Origin of the sequence: Halostella pelagica (genome assembly GCF_004762015.1) — an archaeon.
In the GTDB taxonomy this organism is placed as follows: Archaea; Halobacteriota; Halobacteria; order Halobacteriales; family Natronoarchaeaceae; genus Halostella; species Halostella pelagica.
Genome location: NZ_SJES01000002.1, coordinates 507326 through 524863, shown reverse-complemented (window position 1 = coordinate 524863; position 17538 = coordinate 507326). Strand labels below are relative to the sequence as shown.

The following is a 17538-nucleotide window of genomic DNA, read 5'->3' as shown; positions in this document are numbered from 1 at the left end:
CGGGGCGGCCTCACCAGTACGGCGTGGACCGCCGCTCCGTCCACCCGAGAGCGACGAACACCGCCACCGTGGCGGCGATGAGAGCGGCCGTCGCCAGTGCCGCGGTTTCGACGTCAGCGAGAACGAAACCGAGTGTGCTGACCGCGAGCAGTCCGACGAGCAACACCGCGAGGCCCGCTGACGGCTTCGACCAGTGCATGACCAGTGATACGGCCCCCACTCGGATAAAACGGCGCGCCTAAGTCTCCGGGACCCGGATAGACAGGTATGACAGTCGTTGCAGTACTGGCCGATCCGCCGCGAGAGGACGTCGTCTTGCCACGCCTGCCCGACACGTCGCCGCTCTCGGCGGCGGAGGCAGTAGACCTCTACGAGGCGATGCTGAAGGACGTGGTCACCGCCGTGGCGGGAAGCGGGGCGGAGCTTTTGGTCAACTACCGCGACGACGAGGACCTACCTGAGGGAGATGGTCGTTCCGAGGCACAGCTCCGCGCCGTCGTCGCAGACGCGCTGGGAGACGCCGACGGGGCGCGCTTCGAGGTACAGGTTGGGTCGTCGTACGCCGCCCGAATGGGCAACACGATGACCCACTTGCTGGAGTCTGAGAGCGTCCAGTCCGCCGCGGTCGTCTCCCCGGCCGCACCGCTCGTCGACCGGAAAGAGATCGACAACGCGGCGATGAAGCTCCGCAGGAACGAGGTCGTCCTCGGTCCAGCGGACGACGGCCGCACGTACTACGCGGGATTCACCGAGACGATCGATTTCGAGAGCGCTGACACCCCACCGGTTCTGGAGACGCTGACGGACCGCGGCGTGGACGCGGGGCACGAAGTCGACTATCTCCCGATGCTGCCGGTCGTCGAAACCGGGCGAGACCTGGCTTCCGTCGTCTCGCTGGTCCGCTCGCGGACCCGTGCGGGACGCATCATCCCGGAGTACACCGCGACGGTCATCGCCGATTACGGCCTCACAGTCGACGTCGTGGACGACGGGACGCCGAGGCTCCGCCGGGACTGATCACTCCACGTCGAACGCGACGGCGACTGTCGGCCCCCAGTGGACGAACCGGTAGCGGCCAGCAGGGAGGTCCGGGCAGACCTCCAGATCGAACGGATGGTCTTCGACGAGGCCGTTTTCGGTCATCTCGATGGTCCAGTCGAACCCCTCGCCGGGCGGGTGGAGAATCGCTTCGTCAGTGTAGCCGAAGTGTTCGGCGCTGGTGCTTCCGCGGACGTCTTCCCACCCCGCTTCCGTCCGGACCTGCAGACTGTACTTGTGTCGGTTTCCGGTGGTCTGTTCCTCGTCGGTAACGTTTGTCAGCGTCACGTCGATTGTGTCGCCGCGTTCGACCGTCGTTTCATCCACGCGCAGGGCGAAGCTGGGTTCGCCGTCGTTGCCCGTCGCTTCCCCCCAGGAAACGTCGCTATCGTCGAACCACGACGGGTGGCGCTCGAACGCGTCGTCCTCGCAGGAGAGTTCCGGTGGGACGTTCGCTGGGTCGCCGTCGGGGCGCACGTGTCCGGGGAGTTCGGAGGGTGCGGGTGAGAGCGAATCGCTCGCCGACACCTCCAGTTCTGTCTCGTCGTCCCACCCGTCAGTGACGGAGAGCGTCGCGCGGGAGACGGGAGTCCCGTCGAACTGCGCCCGGACGAGCACTGCGGGGAACGAGACGGTCTGAACGCACATATCGTCCTCGTGGCCGTCGTCTACCGCCGAAACCGAGCCGACGAGGCGGTCGTCATCCAGCGAGAGGCCGTCGAGTTCGACGTGATAGCAGGCAGTCGGCGCTGCGACCGTGACTGAGAGTAACACCGACGAATCGAAGTCGGTCCCCTCGACAGCGTTCTGGACTTTGTCCGACGCATCGTAGCCGAAAGCCGCCCGTGCGCGTTTCTCGCTGTCTATCACGAGCGAGCGTGCCGGCGTGCTGTCGTCGTACCAGTTCGGGGTCCCATCGGATCCGGAGAACTGGACGACCTCGTAGTCAAGCAGTTTCCGGTCCTGGTTACTCCGGTTAGTCGTGTCAGTCGGATCGGACTCGTCGTCAGCCGAGCCGAGACAGCCGGCGACCGCCGTTCCGAGCGCTATCCCGCCGATCTGGAGGGCTTCTCTTCGGTTCAGGGGGGGCATACCCGAAGGTACCATCCTATTGTCAAAGGGCCTTGTGTAAACTACAATCCCGGTTGAAGTCATCCGAACGTCCCGGCGAGCGCACCCCCTCTCCGCTCGTCCACGGGCTCGACGCGAACGGTCAAATCCGATACTTCTTAAACCGGCCGCTGCATAGCTGGTCACGAGGTGGGGTGGCAGAGCGGACTATTGCGCCTGCCTTGAGAGCAGGTGGCCCCAAGGCCTCATGGGTTCGAATCCCATCCCCACCGTTTTGCGAGGAACGGACGTGACGAGCGAACCGTCTTCGCATAGTTCGACTCCCGTCTCTTACCGGTACGCCGGTTGTTTCCCAAACTCCAGACCGATCGCTGTGCCGGCGATTTCACGGACCAGAAACATATTTACACGCCGGTGAGATAGTAAACACCGAATGGCGGAGAGTGGCGAGCGGACGGGCGAGAGGACGACGGTTCTCGTGGCAGACGACGAGCCGAAGGTAGCGGACCTGTACGCCCAGTATCTCGACTCTGAGTTCGACATACGGACGGCATACAGCGGATCAGAGGCGTTAGAACTCGCCGACGGCGTGGACGTGGTACTGCTCGACCGGCAGATGCCCGACAAATCGGGCGACGACGTGCTGAACGAACTCAGGGACAGCGGGAACAACTGTCAGGTCGTCATGGTGACGGCGCTGGAACCGACGATGGACGTGGTCGACATGCAGTTCGACGACTACGTCGTCAAACCGGCCCAGAAAGACGACCTGATAGCGGTCGTGGAGGCCCAGGTCGTGCGGGCGACTTACGATACCCGCTTCCGGGAATATCTACGGCTGAAATCGAAGATCGACGTTCTCAGAGAGGAGATGGACTCCGAGGAACTGGTGGAGAGCGACCGGTTCGAGATGTTGACCGTCCTCGCGGAGTCGCTGTACGACGACCTCAGGGAGATGATCGAGGAGCACGACTCGCTCGACGATGACGCGGGTCCCGAAGAACTCGTCGAACCCTGACTTGCGGGACGAGGGCCGACTGTGCTACCACGCCGGGTCGAGGTCGAGCGCCCGCCGTAACAGGCTCTCGTCGTACGCTGTCGCCGTCTGTTCCGGCCGGACGGCATCGATGCGGTGGACCGTCCGCACCGTGTTTGCGAAGTTCTTGAACGTCGCCTCGTCCACCATCTGGCCGTCGAGCGTGACGGCTCCGGTCCCCTCGGTCTTCGCGTCTTCGAACCGCTCTATCTTGCTCACGTCGCGCCGGAGTTCCTCGCTTGTGGGCATGTGGATCCGGTTCGCCTGTACCGTCTGTTTCGGGTAGAGCGACCAGCTACCGTCCAGGCCGACCGTCGCCTCGCGCTCGACCTGGTCGGCGTAGGCGTCGCCGTTGTAAAACCGGACGCCGGCGCGCTCGCGGAACAGGTCGTCGAACGGCCCGCCGACCGCGACGAGGTCGTTCGCGCTGGCCTCGTTCGAGAGGTCGGCGAGGAGACCGTCCCACATCGGACGGTCACCGTCGATGGCCCGTCCGCCGAGTTCCGCGGTGTAGTCGACGGGTCCGAAAACGAGACCCGCGAGCCGCGAATCGCCGCCGAACCGCGCTATCTCGCGGAGGTCCGACTTCGCGCGAGCCGTCTCTACGATGACCGAGAGTTCCACGCTCCCGTCGGACAGGCCGTACTCGCGTTCGGCCTCAGCGACGGCGCTGGCGGCGCGTTCGACGTCCTCGGCGCGGCCGACTTTCGGCACGACCACGCCGTCGATAGCGTCGCCGGCCTCTCGAACGAGCGTCTCGATCTCCTCGCGGCCCCGGCTCCTGTCTCGCTCGCTGTCGTACCCCCACTGCACGCGAGGCCATATCTCGCCGCCGAAGTCAACCCCGCCGCGGAGCCGCTCGACGGTGTTTTCCAGCGCCTCGTCTTTCCGGTTCGGAGCGGTACCGTCTTCGAGGTCCGGCACGAGCCAGTCGGGGGCCTGAAACCCTTCCGCGTCGAGCCCGGAGTCGAGGTATTTCGCCGAGTTCTCTTTCGGAACGGCGGCCGGTGCGGTCTGGAACGTTCGACAGAGTCGTGTCATCGGATGATCGCCTCTCTGGTGCCGGAGTAGACCGGCGTCCGGTTCTGGTTGAACGCGACGTGACGGAATCGTACGAGCCCGCAGTCGGCCGGGCCGCGGTCCGGATCAGCGCCGAGGACGCGCGTGAACCCGGACACGGTGTCGCCCGGCGTGACGAACGTATGGAACCGCTCGTCACCGTACGCCAGTTCGCGGTAGGTCCGTTCGTCGGAGCGGGCGTGGCCCAGTGCGATGGAGCGCGTCACGTCGCCGTAGGTGACGATGTCGCCAGACGGCGAGTCGGCCATGTAGTCGGTGTCGTGATGTTGCTTCGCGGTGTTCAGCGTCGACAGGGGGAGCCCGGAGACGAGCGTGTCGTCCATCGTCCTCCCTCGTTCGTGGCGGTACGCGACGGCGGCGTCGCGGTCCTCAGCGCGGTCGAGCACCGCTCGGAAGTCCGCGAACGACGGGCCGTCGGGCACGATCAGTTCGCCCGGGAGCGACGGCGGGTCGTCCTCGTCAGAGACGGTGTCGGACGCCGGTTCGCCGCCGTCCGTTTCGAGCGGTTCCCGCCGCGGGACCATGTTCGTCCGCTCGTAGGAGAGCAGGATTTCGCCGGTTTCGGCGTCTCTCCCCCGGGTCTCCCAGGTGACGATGCCGTACTCGGGGCGCGAACTCGACGAGCGCGTCGCCTCGACCGTCGACTCCACGCGGAGTTCAGTCCCCGGATAAACCTCAGGGTCGTGCAACTGGACGCCGTCACGACCGAGAAAGTAGCCGCCCTTCTCGCTCAGGTCCTCGACGCTTGGCCCCATCGTACAGGCAAGCAGGTAGTCCGGGTGGATCGGCGGTTCGTCGAACCCGCGCTCTCTGGCGGCGTCGGTTCGCCAGTACGTCGGGTCGTGGTTGAGCGTCTGGCTCATCCACTGGTCGTTGCCGTGGCGGGACAGGCGGATCCCGGCGTCGTGGGCTATCTCGTCGCCCTCACCGAACGCCTCGAAGTAGTTGCCCTTCTCCAGCGTCTCGGCGCGGTCGAGGGCGGCGGCGAAGGTGTCGGGGTCGGTCCATTCAGTCATTGGCGGACACCTTCGGTGCCGCGATTCCCTTGCTCGCGGGTCGCTTTGCACCCCGCTCGCTTTACCGAGGACTCCGCTAACGCTTCATTCTCGCGGGTCGCTTTGCTCCCCGCTCGCCTTTCCGAGGACTCTGCTAACGCTTCGTCCTCTCGCTCCTCTCTAGTCATCGGCTGTCACCTCCCGCGTCGCGCCGTCGCGGCGAGCGAGCGCCCGCCGCATCTCGTTGGTGACGACCATGAACCCCTCGTCGAACCCCATGCCGGGTTTCGCGAGCACCTGCGCGGCGTCGGTCGCCAGTGCTACGTGAGCGCAGGCGCGGGCAGAGGTCACCGTTTCGTTGCACGTGCCGCCGAGGTACGCCCGGGTGTCGGTTCCCTCGCAGTAGCGAACGGCCTCGCCGCTTCGGTGGATGCCGCCCAGGTCCGGCGTCTTCACCTGGACGACGTCCGCCGCGCCCTCGTCGACGAACGCCCGCACGTCGTCGAAGGTGTTGCACCACTCGTCGGCGACGATGTCGACGTCGACGCCCGCGTCGGCCAGAGCGTCCCGGAGTTCCGCCATTGCGTGGATCTGCTCTGCCCGGCCGCCGGCGTCCATCGGCCCTTCGACCTGGACCGGATACGGCGCGGCGGCGGCGCGGAGGTCGGCGAAGTAGTCCGCTATCTCAGGCCGGTCGTACGGCGGCCCGAACACGTCGCCGAACGTGCCGTACACGTCGACGTGGAACCGCGGCGCGTACTCGTCGGGGCCGAGTTCCCGGGCGCGGGTCGAGAGCCAGTCGAGGTAGTCGGCGAGTTTCTCGCCGTCCCGGCCGACCTTCTCGACGCTGTTGAACAGGCCGTGCGGGAGGACCGGAACGCCCTTTATCAGCATCTTCTCGGCGTTGTCGCGGCGAGCGTCTCCGGACTGGCCGAACACCGGAACTGGACGGTCGGCGGGCGTCGCGTTCAGCGCTGTTGCCAGCACGTCCGTCCTCGTCACCTTGCGGGCGTGGGCCGCGGCGGCGAGCAGCGCCTGCGAGACGCCGTACCGAACTGCGGTGTGGAGCGAGTTGCCGTCCGGGGACGTGAGGCCTTCGACGGCCGCCGCGTTCTCGGCGAACGTCACCGGGTCGCGGCCGGTCAACGCATCGGCGACGCGTCCCTCGACGACATCGGCGTAGCGCTCGGCGCGAAACAGCGGGTCCCGACCGCCCGCACCGGAGTACTGGACGGCCGCGCAGTCGCCCGAGACGACCGTGCCGTCGGAGAGTTCGAGGTCCACGGTGAGCGCCTCGCCCGCCTCGCGGACGCTGTCGAACCCGGGCGTCACGGGATCGCCTTCGTACGAGAACCCGTTCTGCTCAGCCCCGGCCGTGATCGCTCGCTGGTCGTCGAAGAAAAAGCCCGAGACGGCGGGGACCGCGCTGACCGCTTCAATCCGCATCGGTCTCTCCCCCCGTGGGACGGCCGATGAGTTTCCCGTCGCTGATCGCGTCCACGTCGTCTGCGACCATCGCGAACGAGCGGTCCCGGTCCTCGCTCCGGGCGCGGTCGTCGAGTCGCGTCTCATGGATCTCTTTCGTCTCGTCGGAGACGGCGAGATCCGAGAACGCGAAGATACGGACCCGGCCGTCGTCGTCTCTCGCCGGGAGAACGTCCCCCGCCGCGCTGTCGCTGGGGGCGAACGGGACGTCAAGCGCGCCTGATTCGAACGCGCGAACGACGCCGCGGGCGACATCGCCGTCCCCGTGTTCGTACACGGCGTCCATCAGCGAGCGGGTCGCCCGTTCGATGAGTTCCTGTTCCTCGCCGATACCGTCGATGGTGATGTCCTGCTCGATTAGCATGTCGATCAGCTGTCGCGTGGTACGGAGCCCCGCGGCGTTCGCTTCCTTGGTTGGAACGCCCTGGAACTCCTGCGGTGACTTCGTGATGACTTTGTCCGGTCGCGCGATGGCGGCGGTAGCAGCGCCGAGGCCGATGACGCCGTTCGCGCGCGCCTCGTCGGGCGGGAACCCGCCCATCCACTCGTGGAAGACGGTTGTAACCGTGACTTCGTCGGGGAGAAACTCCTCGCCCAGCTCCCGCAGAGCGCGAAGCGCGGCTACGTCCTGCACGACGTTGCCGACCTGGCCGTAGCCGAGCGTGAGCGACCGGACGCCTTGCGTGGCCGCGAGCAGTCCCTCGACGAGCATCACCGCGATGGCGATGCAGGGCGGGACGAGCGTTCCGGTCAGCGGCCCGAACGGTTCGCGGTTGATCCGCACGCCGCGTTCGGTGTACGCGCCGGCGAGGCGGTCGACGTACTGCCAGTGTTCGATGGTCTGTTCCAGGCTCCCTTCCTTCGTGTAGGGAATGTTGTAGGAGACGGGACCGCCCTCGAAACTCTGGAACCCGCCCGCGAACGTCACCGCCGCCAGCAGGCGGGCGTCGGGGGTGCCGTGTCGGACCTCGATCGGTCGGTCGAGCGCCTCGATCAGTTCGCGACAACCGGAGACGCCGTGATTGACCGCCGGGAAGCCGTTGAGCGTGTCGTCGCCCGACTCTCGGGCGTCTTCGAGCCCCTGCTTTGCCTTTCCGTACTCGTTGTCCCGCGTGTACGAGTCGATGGTAGTCGGGAGCAGGTCAGCGAGGCCGTCCTGCTCCAGATGTCGGAGGAGGTCTATCTGGTCGTCGAGGCACGGAACGCCGGCACGCGGTTGAAGGAGCGGACGGTCCGCCGTTTCCAGCACGCGGGCGAACTGCTTCTCCCGCGGGAGCGACTCGTGGTACGCGACCGCTTCCTCGAAGTCCACGTCGTCGCCCGTGTGCCAGTTCCCGCGGACCGCCTCGTCGATTCGTTGCAACTCGCCGGAGGGGAGGCGTTCGTCGCGTATCATCTACGCGCTGACCCGCTCCTCCGTCTCCGCGTTTCTGTGTCCGAGGTCCTGTCGCAGAGCAGCGATAGCTTCCTGTGGGTCGGTTTCGGAGTCGAAGACGCGGTCGAACCCGAGGCGGCGGAACCGTTCGCGCGTCGCCTCGAAGTCGTTCTGTCCGACCGCGAGGTTCCCGCCGATGTAGGTCACTGCATCGGTGCCCGCGTCACGGAGAGTTTCGTGGAAGCCCTGGCAGTCCTGTTCGGCGTGGCCGTAGAGCGAAGAGACCAGTACAGCCTCGGCGTCGTGTTCAGCCGCCGCGCTGGCGAACTCCTGCTGTGATGACTGCACGCCGAGATTGACGACGTCGAACCCGGCCGCTTCCATCGTCTGTTCCAAGATCGTGATCCCGACGACGTGGGCGTCGGAACCGATCACGCCGAGGATGACTGTCTGGGCCATCGGTATCAGTGCGGACGAGAGAGCTCCGGATAAACTTAATGGTCTATCATGACAATACTCATTAAACACGTTTGGACACCGGTGTGACACACAACCACATTCATCATGATCTATAACGTGCTTTTTTCACCGCTCCCCTCGGACCCCTGGCCATGGGAGCGCTCGACGACTTGCGCGTGCTCGATCTGACGCAAGTGCTCGCCGGACCGTACTGTACGATGTTGCTCGCGGATATGGGCGCGGACGTGGTAAAGGTCGAACGCCCGGGAGGAGACCTGATACGGTCGAATCCGCCGTTCGTGGACGACCCCGAATCGGAAGCGTACGGAGGGTACTTCCAGAGCGTCAACCGCGGCAAGCGGAGTCTCGAACTCGATTTCGGGGACGAAACGGACCGTGCGGCCTTCCTCGACCTGGTCGAACACGCGGACATCGTCGTCGAGAACTACAGCGCGGGCACGATGGAACAGTTCGATCTCGGATACGAAACGCTCACCGAGCGTAATTCGGAGCTTATCTACAGTTCTATCCGCGGGTTCGGCGACCCACGAACGGGCGAAACGCATCGACAGGGACAACCCTCGTTCGACCTGGTCGCCCAGGCGCTCGGCGGCGTGATGGAGATCACGGGCCCGGAGGACGGCCCGCCCACGAAAGTCGGCCCTGGCATCGGCGACCTCTTCACCGCCGTATTGAACGCCGTGGGGATCCTTGGAGCGGTCCACTACCGCGACCGGACCGGGGAGGGACAGTACGTCGACACCGGCATGTACGATGCGATGGTGTCGCTGTGCGAGCGGACAGTGTACCAGTACTCCTACACCGGCGACGCGCCGACTCGTCAGGGGAACTCCCACCCGACGCTGTTTCCCTACAACGCCTTCGAAACCGCTGACGGCCACGTCGTCGTCGCGGCGTTCGGAAACGCGCACTGGCAGACGCTCTGTGAAGCGATGGACCGCCCGGACCTCGCGGCCGAGTACCCGGATCCTGAGAGCCGCCTCCGGCACCGCGAATCGCTCCGGGACACCATCGCGGACTGGACCGCCTCACGCCCGACAGACGGCGTCCTCGATGCGCTCGACGGCATTCCGGTCGCGCCTGTCCAGACCACCGCCGACGTGTTCGAGGACGCTCACGTCCGCGACCGCGAGATGCTCGTCCCGGTCGAGCAGCCGGGCGCGGACCGTGAAGTTACCATCGCCGGATCGCCGATCAAGATGACCGAAACGCCGCCGGAACCCGGCGGCCGCGCTCCACTGCTCGACGAACACCGGAGAGAGATACTCGGCGAGAGTTCGGGGCCGGCCGGCGATATCTCGGGGCGATCTCCGGAAGCCGGCGACGACTGACCGTCTCCGCCGAAGCGGGGTTTCCCAGAGGGTAGCGACTCCGGCGGCGCATCGAGAACTGCCGCGGCATCGACACCGCGTAAGAGTAATCCTTTTGCGACGCCCGTCCAACACCCGCGTATGGACTGGCCCCACGACCCGGACGACGACAAGGGCAGCGAAGGGAAGCGCAAGTACGGGATGGCGATACTGGCGAAGAAACTCGACGACGAGGAGGACTTCCCGCTCGACGTCGCGGCCTTCGTCGACGAACACGGAGACGAACCGCTCCGTCTCAACCACCACCGCGTCGTCAGCGTCGAGGACGTGTTCGAATACGTCGAGGAAGACGAGTTCGAGGACATCGTCTCGTTCCACAAGGGCGTCGGCCGCGCGATGCGCGCCGGCAACTTCTGGGAGTACCACCCGAAAGGCGACGATCCCGGAACGAATCCGGCGTAGATCGGCAGTTCAATTTTCCCGGCGTTTCGACCGAACGCAGGTTCGACAGTAACAGCCACGCTAGGCGAGCGCGTCGGGATCTGTCGCGTCGGCTTGGTCCGGGATCTGTGACGACGGACGGGTAGGGCCGCGATAGATTACGGCAGACGGAAGGGACTATCTATGTCCGCGGGCCAGGGACGATAGCAGCCTCCGCGTTTGCTTCCGATCACGGATCTTCGTCGCTGAATCGCATAAAGGTAGCGGGGGTAGATTTTAGACATACCGTGGTAACAGTCCGCATATGGAGACCGACGTGACGATCCGAGACGTGATGACCAGAGAGTACGTCGGCGTGAGCGAATCCGATACGGTTCAGGGAGCAGTAGAACTCATGCGCGAGGAGGAAGCCGGGAGCGTCGTCGTCCTCCGAGGAAGCGACCCCGTGGGTATCTTCACGGAGTGGGACGTACTCGGTGTGGTTGCAGACGAGGCCGCTCCCGGGGAGACGACGGTCGCGTCAGTGATGTCTGAGCCCGTTCTCACTGTCGCTCCCGACGAACGTCTTCGCAACGCCGCGGGAAAGATGTCGAGCGAGAACGTCAGACGGTTGGTCGTGACGGACGCCGACGAGATACAGGGAGTGTTGACCGCCCGTGACGTTATCGCTGCCGCCGCGTCGTTCCGCCGACCTGAAACGGCGAATCAAGCCCGTTCGGCCGTGGAAAACTCCCACGACCGCAGAGCAAACACGGTGGCGAACGGTGAGCGGGCATACTCGGACCAGAGCGTCTGTGAGACGTGTGGGTCCCTCGCCGACACGCTTCGCGAAGCCAACGGCCAGTTAGTGTGTGCCGAGTGTCGTGAATTATAGTTTGTTACAGTTCCATATATATGAATGATTCCAGAATAGGAGTCACACTTATAACATATGGTCCGATATGAAGAGACATGCCACGGAGTACGAGGCGGCGTGACGTTTTGAAGGGAATAGGTGTTACTGGCATTGCTGGAGTCGCAGGTTGCATTGGCGACCTGAGCGGCGACGGCAGCGGCGGCGGCCCGGACATCCTCAACGTTATCGGCTATCCGGAGAGCGGGATCCAGTTGTTCCGGGACTACTACGACGAGTCCGACGGCGAGGAAGACATCATCGTTCCGGACGGTCTCCGACAGCAGGACCTGCCCAACGAAGTCGGCAACGAAATGAGTAACCTCACCGGTACGGCACCGGCCGCCGGCGGTCCGAACCAGGATGCGTTCAACAGTATCTACGAGGACGAGTACGACGAGAGCCCGGGCGTGTTCACGTCCCAGTCGTACGATTCGGTCGCTCTCCTTGTCCTGGCCAACGTCGCGGCCGGCGAGAACAACGGGACGGCGATCCGCGACCAGATGCGTCGCATCGCCAACCCTGACGGAACCGAATACGGACCCGGCGAGTACCTCGACGCCGTCGAGGCGGCCGCCAACGGCGAGAACATCAACTTCCAGGGCGCGTCGTCCGCGACGAACTTCAACGAGGCCGGAGACCCAGCCTCCGCGGCCTACTCCATCTGGGAGTACGATGGGATGGACGGCATCAACACGTTAGATACCCAGAACTTCGAGGGCGACAACCCCGACGGTGCGGGCCCCTCGGCGGACGATTCGCCCGGCGGTCTCGGCCGAGAGGTCGACGTCGGTATCCTCCTGCCCGAGACCGGTGACCTGGCGTCGGTCGGTGTTCCGATGATTCAGGCCGCCGAACTGCCGATCAAGCAGGTGAACGAGTCGGGGCTCGACCTGACGGTCAACGAGCATTACGAGGACACGAACACCTCCCCGGACCAGGGTGTCAGCGGTGCAGAATCGCTCGTTAGCGCGGGCGTTCCCGCGATCTGCGGGTCCGCGTCGTCCGGCGTCAACGTCCCGGTGTCGCAGGAGGTGTTCATCCCCAACGAAGTCGTCGGCTGCTCGCCGTCCAGTACGGCGCTGTCCGTGACGAATCTCGACGACAACGACTACATCTACCGAACGGCACCGAGCGACCTGCTTCAGGGGCGCGTCATGGCCCAGGTCGCCTCGGATCGTCTGGAGGCCGAATCGGCGGCCACGCTGTACGTCAACAACGACTACGGCCAGCAGCTATCCGAGCGGTTCAGCGATGTCTTCGAGAACGAGTTCGACGGCGAGATAACGAACCAGGTCAGCTTCAACAAGGGCGAATCCTCCTACTCCTCGGTCATTCAGGACGCTCTGTCGAGCTAACTCCTGCGGCTTCCGACACGGCTGTTTTTTTCGTTGAGGCTCCCCCGTCAGTTCCCCGTCCGTCGTCGGACAGGGACGTACAGTGCATGCGTGAATAGCATCGACCGGTACGTCTCAGCGGAAAAGGAAAAGCGTGTTCGAACGCGGGCGGGCCTATCCGCCGAGGAACTCCCGCCGCACCTCCTCGTCGTTCAGCAGCGTCGTACCGCTGTCGACGAAGCGATTTTCGCCGTTTGCGAGCACGTAGCTGCGGTCACATCGCCGGAGCGCCTCTTTCGCGTTCTGTTCGACCATCAGGATAGCCGTTCCCGATTCGTTGATCTCGTCTATCTTGTCGAACATCTCGTCGACCAGGTCGGGAGCGAGACCGGCGCTCGGTTCGTCGAGCAACAGCAAGTCGGGGTCTAACATCAGTGCGCGACCCATCGCGAGCATCTGTTGTTGACCACCGCTCATGGTCCCTGCCTTCTGGGCGTTCCGTTCTTCCAGGATCGGGAAGCGGTTGTACACGTCCTGAAGCGCGTCCTGCGGGACGTCGTCTAGTATGTACGCGCCCATCTCCAGGTTCTCTTGTACGGACAGTCCAGCGAACACGTTGTCGCTCTGCGGGACGTACCCCATTCCCTTGTGGATGATGTCTTCCGGTTGGGCGGCAGTGATGTCTTCTCCCGCGAACGTTACCGTTCCGTCCATATGCGTCGTCAGGCCGAACACGGATTTCATCATCGTCGACTTCCCGGCACCGTTCGGGCCGACGATAGTGACGTACTCCTCCTCGTCGACGTGCAGGTCGACATCGGTGAGGATCTGCAGGTCCCCGTATCCGGCGTCGAGACCCTGAACGTCCAGTAGGCTCATACTTCACCCCCCAGATACGCTTCGATGACGTCTTCGCTCTCTTTCACTTCCGCCGGCGTACCCTTCATTAGTATCTTCCCTTGGTGCATGACGACCACTCGCTCGCAGTTGTTCATGATGAGATCCATGTCGTGCTCGACGATGAGGAACGTGTAGCCGTCCTGACGGAGCTCGTGAATGTGGTCGAGCAACCGCTTTTCGAGCGTCGGGTTGACGCCCGCGAACGGTTCGTCGAGTAGCAACATGTCGGGGTCGGTCAGCAGCGCGCGGGCCATTTCGAGCAGTTTCCGCTGGCCGCCCGAGAGGTTCCCCGCGTACTCCTCGGCGAGGTGTTCTATCTCGAAGAAGTCGAGCACCTCCCAGACGCGCTCCAGCACCTCTTCCTCTTGTCGACGCACGTTGTCGCGGACGCCGGGCGTGATCGAGCGCCAGAGCTTCTCGCCCTGCTGGTTCTTCGGAGCGAGCATCATGTTTTCCAGTACGGTCATCTCCTCCAGTTCGCGGGCGATCTGGAAGGTGCGAGCCAACCCGCGGTTGGCTATCTCGTGGGGGGCACGGCCCGTGATGTCCTCCCCGTTGAACCGGACCGTACCGGCGTCAGGGTCGTTCATCCCCGTGATGAGGTTGAACGTCGTCGACTTCCCGGCCCCGTTGGGGCCGATGAGGCCGGTCAGCGACCCCTCTTCGACCTCGAACGCGATGTCGTCGACGGCGACGATACCGCCGAAGGTCTTCCGAAGTCCCTCGACTTGTAGCGGGTAGCGCGCGCGTCCCTGTGCATCATCGTCCGGGGCGGTCGTCCGCTCTCCAGTCTCTGTCGTTTCGCTCATTCTTTCTCACCTCCGTCGGTCGCGGCTGGTTCCTCGTGAACGCTACCTTCGGGCCGCGACAGGTCGATGCTCGATGCGACTTCCTTCCGGTGACCCAACATCCCTTCCGGCCGGTTGTGCATCAGGTAGATCAACACGACGCCCATGATGACGAGCCGGAGTTGGCTGATACTGTTCAGCGTGTACACCAGGAACGGGACGGGGTCGAACGACCCGAATGCTGCCATCGCCTGTCCGAAGCTTCCCGGCCCATCGCCGATGTCGATAGCCGCCTCGATGAGGTTCTTGATGTATCGCGGGCCCTCGTAGAGCAGTGCCGCGAAGACGGCACCGCCGAGGACGCTTCCGGTGTTCGACCCTGCTCCACCGATGATGAGCGCGATCCAGACGAAGAACGTGATGTTCGGTCGGAACGAGGGCGGCGTGATGGACCCGCGGCCGGCGTACCAGAGGACGCCCGCAAAGCCCATCAGCGCGCATCCGAGAACGAACGCTTTCAGTTTGAACACGTCAGTGTTTTTCCCGAGCGCGTTCGCAACGTCCTCGTCCTCGCGGATCGCCTTCAGGACGCGACCAAACGGCGACTCGCCGGTCCAGGTGAGCAGCCAGTAGTAGATGCCGACGACCACCAGCAACAGGAGCCCGTACACCAGGCTATCGACGACCGGTTTCGGATTGGTCTGGATAGCGTACTCGCCGACGAAATCGACGAGGCCGAGATACGGGTCCCAGAGGAACAGGAACTTCAAAAGCGCCTCCAGCGGAGACGCGTAGTTCAGGATCAGCCCGCTACCGCCGCCGAAGCCGACCGTATCGGCCACGGGGTCGAAGCTAATCAGCGTCGTTCCGAGTATAGTCAGGTCGAAGGTGTCCGGAACGGTGAACGTCTCGAACGTCGACGACATGAACGTGAACCGCATGATCTCCGAGAACGCGATAGTCACGATAGCAAGGTAGTCAGCGCGCAAACGCAACGCGGGTAAGGCGACGATCGCACCGAACAGCGCGGCCGCCAGAACGCCGGCGACGACGCCGACGCCGAGCGGAAGTCCGAGACCACCGACCTGGGCCGCGCCGCCCTGAGCAGCCGGGGGTTTGGAGAAGATAGCGGTGACGTAGACGCCGATCCCCATGAACCCGACGACGCCGATGTTGAACATGCCCGTGTACCCCCAGTGGAGGTTCAGTGCCAGCGCGAGCATCCCGAACACGGCGATGTAGAACGTGAGATTCGCCAGGGAGTTCATGTGACCTCGAACGGTGAAGCCGAAGACGATCCCCGCGAGGATGTACGCAAGGTAGATCGCACCGAGAACAGCGATCACGAGACCCGGATCTCTGGTGAGTAGGCTTTCGAACCGGCTCCGGAGGCTGCTCTCGCTCATGCTGTCGTCCTCCCACTGAAGAGCCCCTGTGGTTTAAACAGGAGAATGAGTATCATCACGAGGAACGCTGCAGCGCGGCCGAACTCGGACGGGATCCAGATGACCGACATCGACGCCGTCAGTCCGATGACGATGCCACCGGCAATAGCGCCGTAGATCGATCCGATCCCACCGAGAATGACGGCGGCGAAGATGAGTAACAACAGCAGCCATCCGTCGTTGAACCCGATCGTCCCCTTCCAGAGGACGAACATGTACCCGGCGACACCGGTGAGGCCCCCGCCGACGATCCAGGTCGATCGAACGACCTGTTCGGTCGGGATACCGGTAATGCGAGCCAGGTCCTCGTTGTCCGACATGGCGCGCATCGCCTTGCCGAGTTTCGTCCGCTGAAGCAGGAAGTGGACCCCGAGCATCAGCCCGACGGCCACGACCAGCAGCGTGACGTCGTGTGCGTTTATCGTGAGATAGCCGTCGACGGCCACCAGGCGGAGTTGCGGTTGACTACCGGCCGCGGTGGTTCCGCGAACGCGCGACCCGAACACGAACACGATGAGATAGCGCAGCGCGAACGCCACACCGATACTAGTGATGAGCAGGGCGATGCCGCTCTCGTCGCGGATGGGCTTGTAAACGAACCTGTCGATCGCAAGCGAGAGCGCTATCGTCGCGATAGCTGCGACGACCATTCCTGCGATGATTCCTATCGGCGACGTGGCGATGCCGACGCCCAGCGCACCACCGAACACCGACCCACCGGCACCGACGAGAAGTAACGATCCGATGTCAGCCTCGCCAAAACCGGCGACGAGGTACGAAACGGCCATCCCGGCAAACGCACCTGACGTGATGTAATCGCCGTGCGAGAAGTTAGCGAAATTGAGTATACTGTACGTCATCGAGAGACCGATCCCGGCGAGGCCGATGATCAGTCCGCGTAACAGCCCGTCCCAGAGGTATCCCAGGACGTTGTTGACCTGTAACCGTCCGGTTACCAGTCCCTCGACGAGGAACCATGCCATCCATATCACAACTAACCCGACGACCAACGCGAGCGGTTGCTCAACGACGAACTGCCGCCCGCGCGAATAGCTTTCTGACACACCCATGTTACAACACTCCTTACTTCTCTCTGGAATTCCGGACTCATAATAACTTTTCCTAGAACGACTAGATGATCGGACCAACGATCTTTAACGAAAAGAACCGTCAAAACCCAACTTCAACAACGAGTAGTAACACCTATGCTGCTACCGTTCGATCGTGATCGTACCGTCTTCGCCCGATCTGTCGGTACTCTCATAGCATGGTTATCGAACGACCTACGACTGACGACGTCGACGCGCTCGTCGACCTGTGGGTGACACTGGCTACCGAACAACAAGGGCACGGATCGCACATATTAGCCGAAGATAACAAGAAATCAGTCCGTGAACAACTCGCGCGCAACGTCGTGACTGGTCGAGCGATAGTCGCGAGAGAGAACAGCGAGATCCTCGGGTTCGTCACGTATCAGCTAGAAACCGGCACCTACGACCAAACCGTTACGCGAGGCGTCATCAGCAACCTGTTCGTCCGACCGTCGGCCCGCAACGGCGGAATCGGGACGGCCCTGCTCGAAGCCGCCGAGAGTGGTCTCGAAGACGCCGGCGCGGATGTCGTTGCGCTAGAAGCCCTCGACAACAACGACGCCGGCCGACGGTTCTACCGCCGGCACGGCTACGATACGCATCGGGTAGAACTGGAGAAACCGCTCTCGACCGAAAACGACAATCACTCAAAGGAAGACGGGTAAGCAACGCGTAGCGCCAGGGGAGCTTGGGCGGTTCAAGCACTCGACTTGTAATCGAGAATTCGTGGGTTCAAATCCCACCCCTGGCTCTTCTCGCCGAGCACTGCGAGGC

At 63.9% G+C, this 17538-nt stretch carries 19 protein-coding genes and 2 tRNA genes; 9 read left to right on the top strand and 12 right to left on the bottom strand.

The genetic code is table 11. From position 1 onward, the window contains the following. Positions 1-10: 10 nt before the first annotated feature. A complete protein-coding gene (locus EYW42_RS07090) occupies positions 11-199 on the bottom strand; it encodes a hypothetical protein (protein ID WP_135534550.1) in 189 nt (62 codons plus the stop codon). A gap of 68 nt (positions 200-267) precedes the next feature. On the opposite strand from EYW42_RS07090, the gene EYW42_RS07085 reads away from it, so the two are divergent. After that, the gene (locus EYW42_RS07085) at positions 268-1017 is read left to right on the top strand and encodes a TIGR04282 family arsenosugar biosynthesis glycosyltransferase (RefSeq protein WP_135534549.1); all 750 of its coding nucleotides are present in this window, start codon (positions 268-270) and stop codon (positions 1015-1017) included. On the opposite strand, the gene EYW42_RS07080 is transcribed toward EYW42_RS07085, so the two are convergent. Next, the gene (locus tag EYW42_RS07080) at positions 1018-2130 is read right to left on the bottom strand and encodes a hypothetical protein (protein ID WP_135534548.1); all 1113 of its coding nucleotides are present in this window, start codon (positions 2128-2130) and stop codon (positions 1018-1020) included. It lies immediately after the preceding gene. Positions 2131-2297: 167 nt separating this feature from the next. Here EYW42_RS07080 and EYW42_RS07075 point away from each other — a divergent pair. Together EYW42_RS07075 and EYW42_RS07070 are read left to right on the top strand one after the other, a co-directional pair. Continuing rightward, positions 2298-2381, top strand: a tRNA-Ser gene (locus tag EYW42_RS07075). Between the two features lie 161 nt (positions 2382-2542). Further along, complete coding sequence (locus tag EYW42_RS07070; protein ID WP_135534547.1) at positions 2543-3127, top strand: response regulator transcription factor; 585 nt, start codon at positions 2543-2545, stop codon at positions 3125-3127. A 24-nt stretch (positions 3128-3151) separates the two neighbouring features. On the opposite strand, the gene citE is transcribed toward EYW42_RS07070, so the two are convergent. Genes citE through glmS form a run of 6 tightly spaced genes read right to left on the bottom strand, consistent with a single transcriptional unit; the run spans position 3152 to position 8539 of the window. Further along, the gene (citE, locus tag EYW42_RS07065; protein WP_135534546.1) at positions 3152-4186 is read right to left on the bottom strand and encodes an L-malyl-CoA/beta-methylmalyl-CoA lyase; all 1035 of its coding nucleotides are present in this window, start codon (positions 4184-4186) and stop codon (positions 3152-3154) included. After that, positions 4183-5241: a 2-methylfumaryl-CoA hydratase gene (gene mch, locus EYW42_RS07060; protein ID WP_135534545.1), complete on the bottom strand. Its 1059-nt coding sequence runs from the start codon at positions 5239-5241 to the stop codon at positions 4183-4185. The genes citE and mch overlap by 4 nt, the downstream gene beginning before the upstream one ends. Next, the gene (locus EYW42_RS19455) at positions 5238-5408 is read right to left on the bottom strand and encodes a hypothetical protein (RefSeq protein ID WP_161972921.1); all 171 of its coding nucleotides are present in this window, start codon (positions 5406-5408) and stop codon (positions 5238-5240) included. Before EYW42_RS19455 ends, mch begins: the two co-directional genes overlap by 4 nt. After that, entirely contained in the window at positions 5401-6666 is a 1266-nt protein-coding gene (locus EYW42_RS07055; RefSeq protein ID WP_135534544.1) for a methylaspartate ammonia-lyase, read from the bottom strand. Before EYW42_RS07055 ends, EYW42_RS19455 begins: the two co-directional genes overlap by 8 nt. Further along, on the bottom strand, positions 6656-8101 hold the full coding sequence (locus EYW42_RS07050) for a methylaspartate mutase subunit E (protein WP_135534543.1): 1446 nt from the start codon (positions 8099-8101) through the stop codon (positions 6656-6658). Before EYW42_RS07050 ends, EYW42_RS07055 begins: the two co-directional genes overlap by 11 nt. Next, positions 8102-8539 carry a methylaspartate mutase subunit S gene (gene glmS / locus EYW42_RS07045; RefSeq protein WP_135534542.1) on the bottom strand — a complete coding sequence of 146 codons (438 nt, stop codon included), beginning with the start codon at positions 8537-8539 and terminating at the stop codon, positions 8102-8104. 152 nt (positions 8540-8691) lie between these two features. On the opposite strand from glmS, the gene mct reads away from it, so the two are divergent. The 4 genes from mct to EYW42_RS07025 all read left to right on the top strand — a co-directional run bounded on the left by mct (position 8692) and on the right by EYW42_RS07025 (position 12561). Beyond that, complete coding sequence (mct, locus tag EYW42_RS07040) at positions 8692-9891, top strand: succinyl-CoA:mesaconate CoA-transferase (protein ID WP_135534541.1); 1200 nt, start codon at positions 8692-8694, stop codon at positions 9889-9891. Positions 9892-10011: 120 nt separating this feature from the next. Beyond that, a complete protein-coding gene (locus EYW42_RS07035) occupies positions 10012-10332 on the top strand; it encodes a DUF5785 family protein (protein WP_135534540.1) in 321 nt (106 codons plus the stop codon). A gap of 283 nt (positions 10333-10615) precedes the next feature. Continuing rightward, on the top strand, positions 10616-11185 hold the full coding sequence (locus EYW42_RS07030; protein ID WP_135534539.1) for a CBS domain-containing protein: 570 nt from the start codon (positions 10616-10618) through the stop codon (positions 11183-11185). A 77-nt stretch (positions 11186-11262) separates the two neighbouring features. Continuing rightward, positions 11263-12561 carry an ABC transporter substrate-binding protein gene (locus EYW42_RS07025; protein WP_135534538.1) on the top strand — a complete coding sequence of 433 codons (1299 nt, stop codon included), beginning with the start codon at positions 11263-11265 and terminating at the stop codon, positions 12559-12561. A 153-nt stretch (positions 12562-12714) separates the two neighbouring features. Here the strand turns inward: EYW42_RS07025 and EYW42_RS07020 are convergent, their stop codons facing one another. From EYW42_RS07020 to EYW42_RS07005, 4 genes are read right to left on the bottom strand one after another with little or no spacing between them, the layout of a single operon-like run. After that, a complete protein-coding gene (locus EYW42_RS07020; protein WP_135534537.1) occupies positions 12715-13419 on the bottom strand; it encodes an ABC transporter ATP-binding protein in 705 nt (234 codons plus the stop codon). Then, complete coding sequence (locus EYW42_RS07015; protein WP_135534536.1) at positions 13416-14249, bottom strand: ABC transporter ATP-binding protein; 834 nt, start codon at positions 14247-14249, stop codon at positions 13416-13418. Before EYW42_RS07015 ends, EYW42_RS07020 begins: the two co-directional genes overlap by 4 nt. Then, on the bottom strand, positions 14246-15634 hold the full coding sequence (locus tag EYW42_RS07010; protein WP_135534535.1) for a branched-chain amino acid ABC transporter permease: 1389 nt from the start codon (positions 15632-15634) through the stop codon (positions 14246-14248). Before EYW42_RS07010 ends, EYW42_RS07015 begins: the two co-directional genes overlap by 4 nt. After that, positions 15631-16743, bottom strand: a complete 1113-nt coding sequence (locus tag EYW42_RS07005; protein WP_135534534.1) for a branched-chain amino acid ABC transporter permease — start codon at positions 16741-16743, stop codon at positions 15631-15633. Before EYW42_RS07005 ends, EYW42_RS07010 begins: the two co-directional genes overlap by 4 nt. A 197-nt stretch (positions 16744-16940) precedes the next feature. Between EYW42_RS07005 and EYW42_RS07000 the strand changes: the two genes are divergently transcribed. Then, positions 16941-17429: a GNAT family N-acetyltransferase gene (locus tag EYW42_RS07000; RefSeq protein ID WP_135534533.1), complete on the top strand. Its 489-nt coding sequence runs from the start codon at positions 16941-16943 to the stop codon at positions 17427-17429. A 12-nt stretch (positions 17430-17441) separates the two neighbouring features. After that, positions 17442-17515: transfer RNA gene (locus EYW42_RS06995), tRNA-Thr, on the top strand. Positions 17516-17538: the final 23 nt, after the last annotated feature.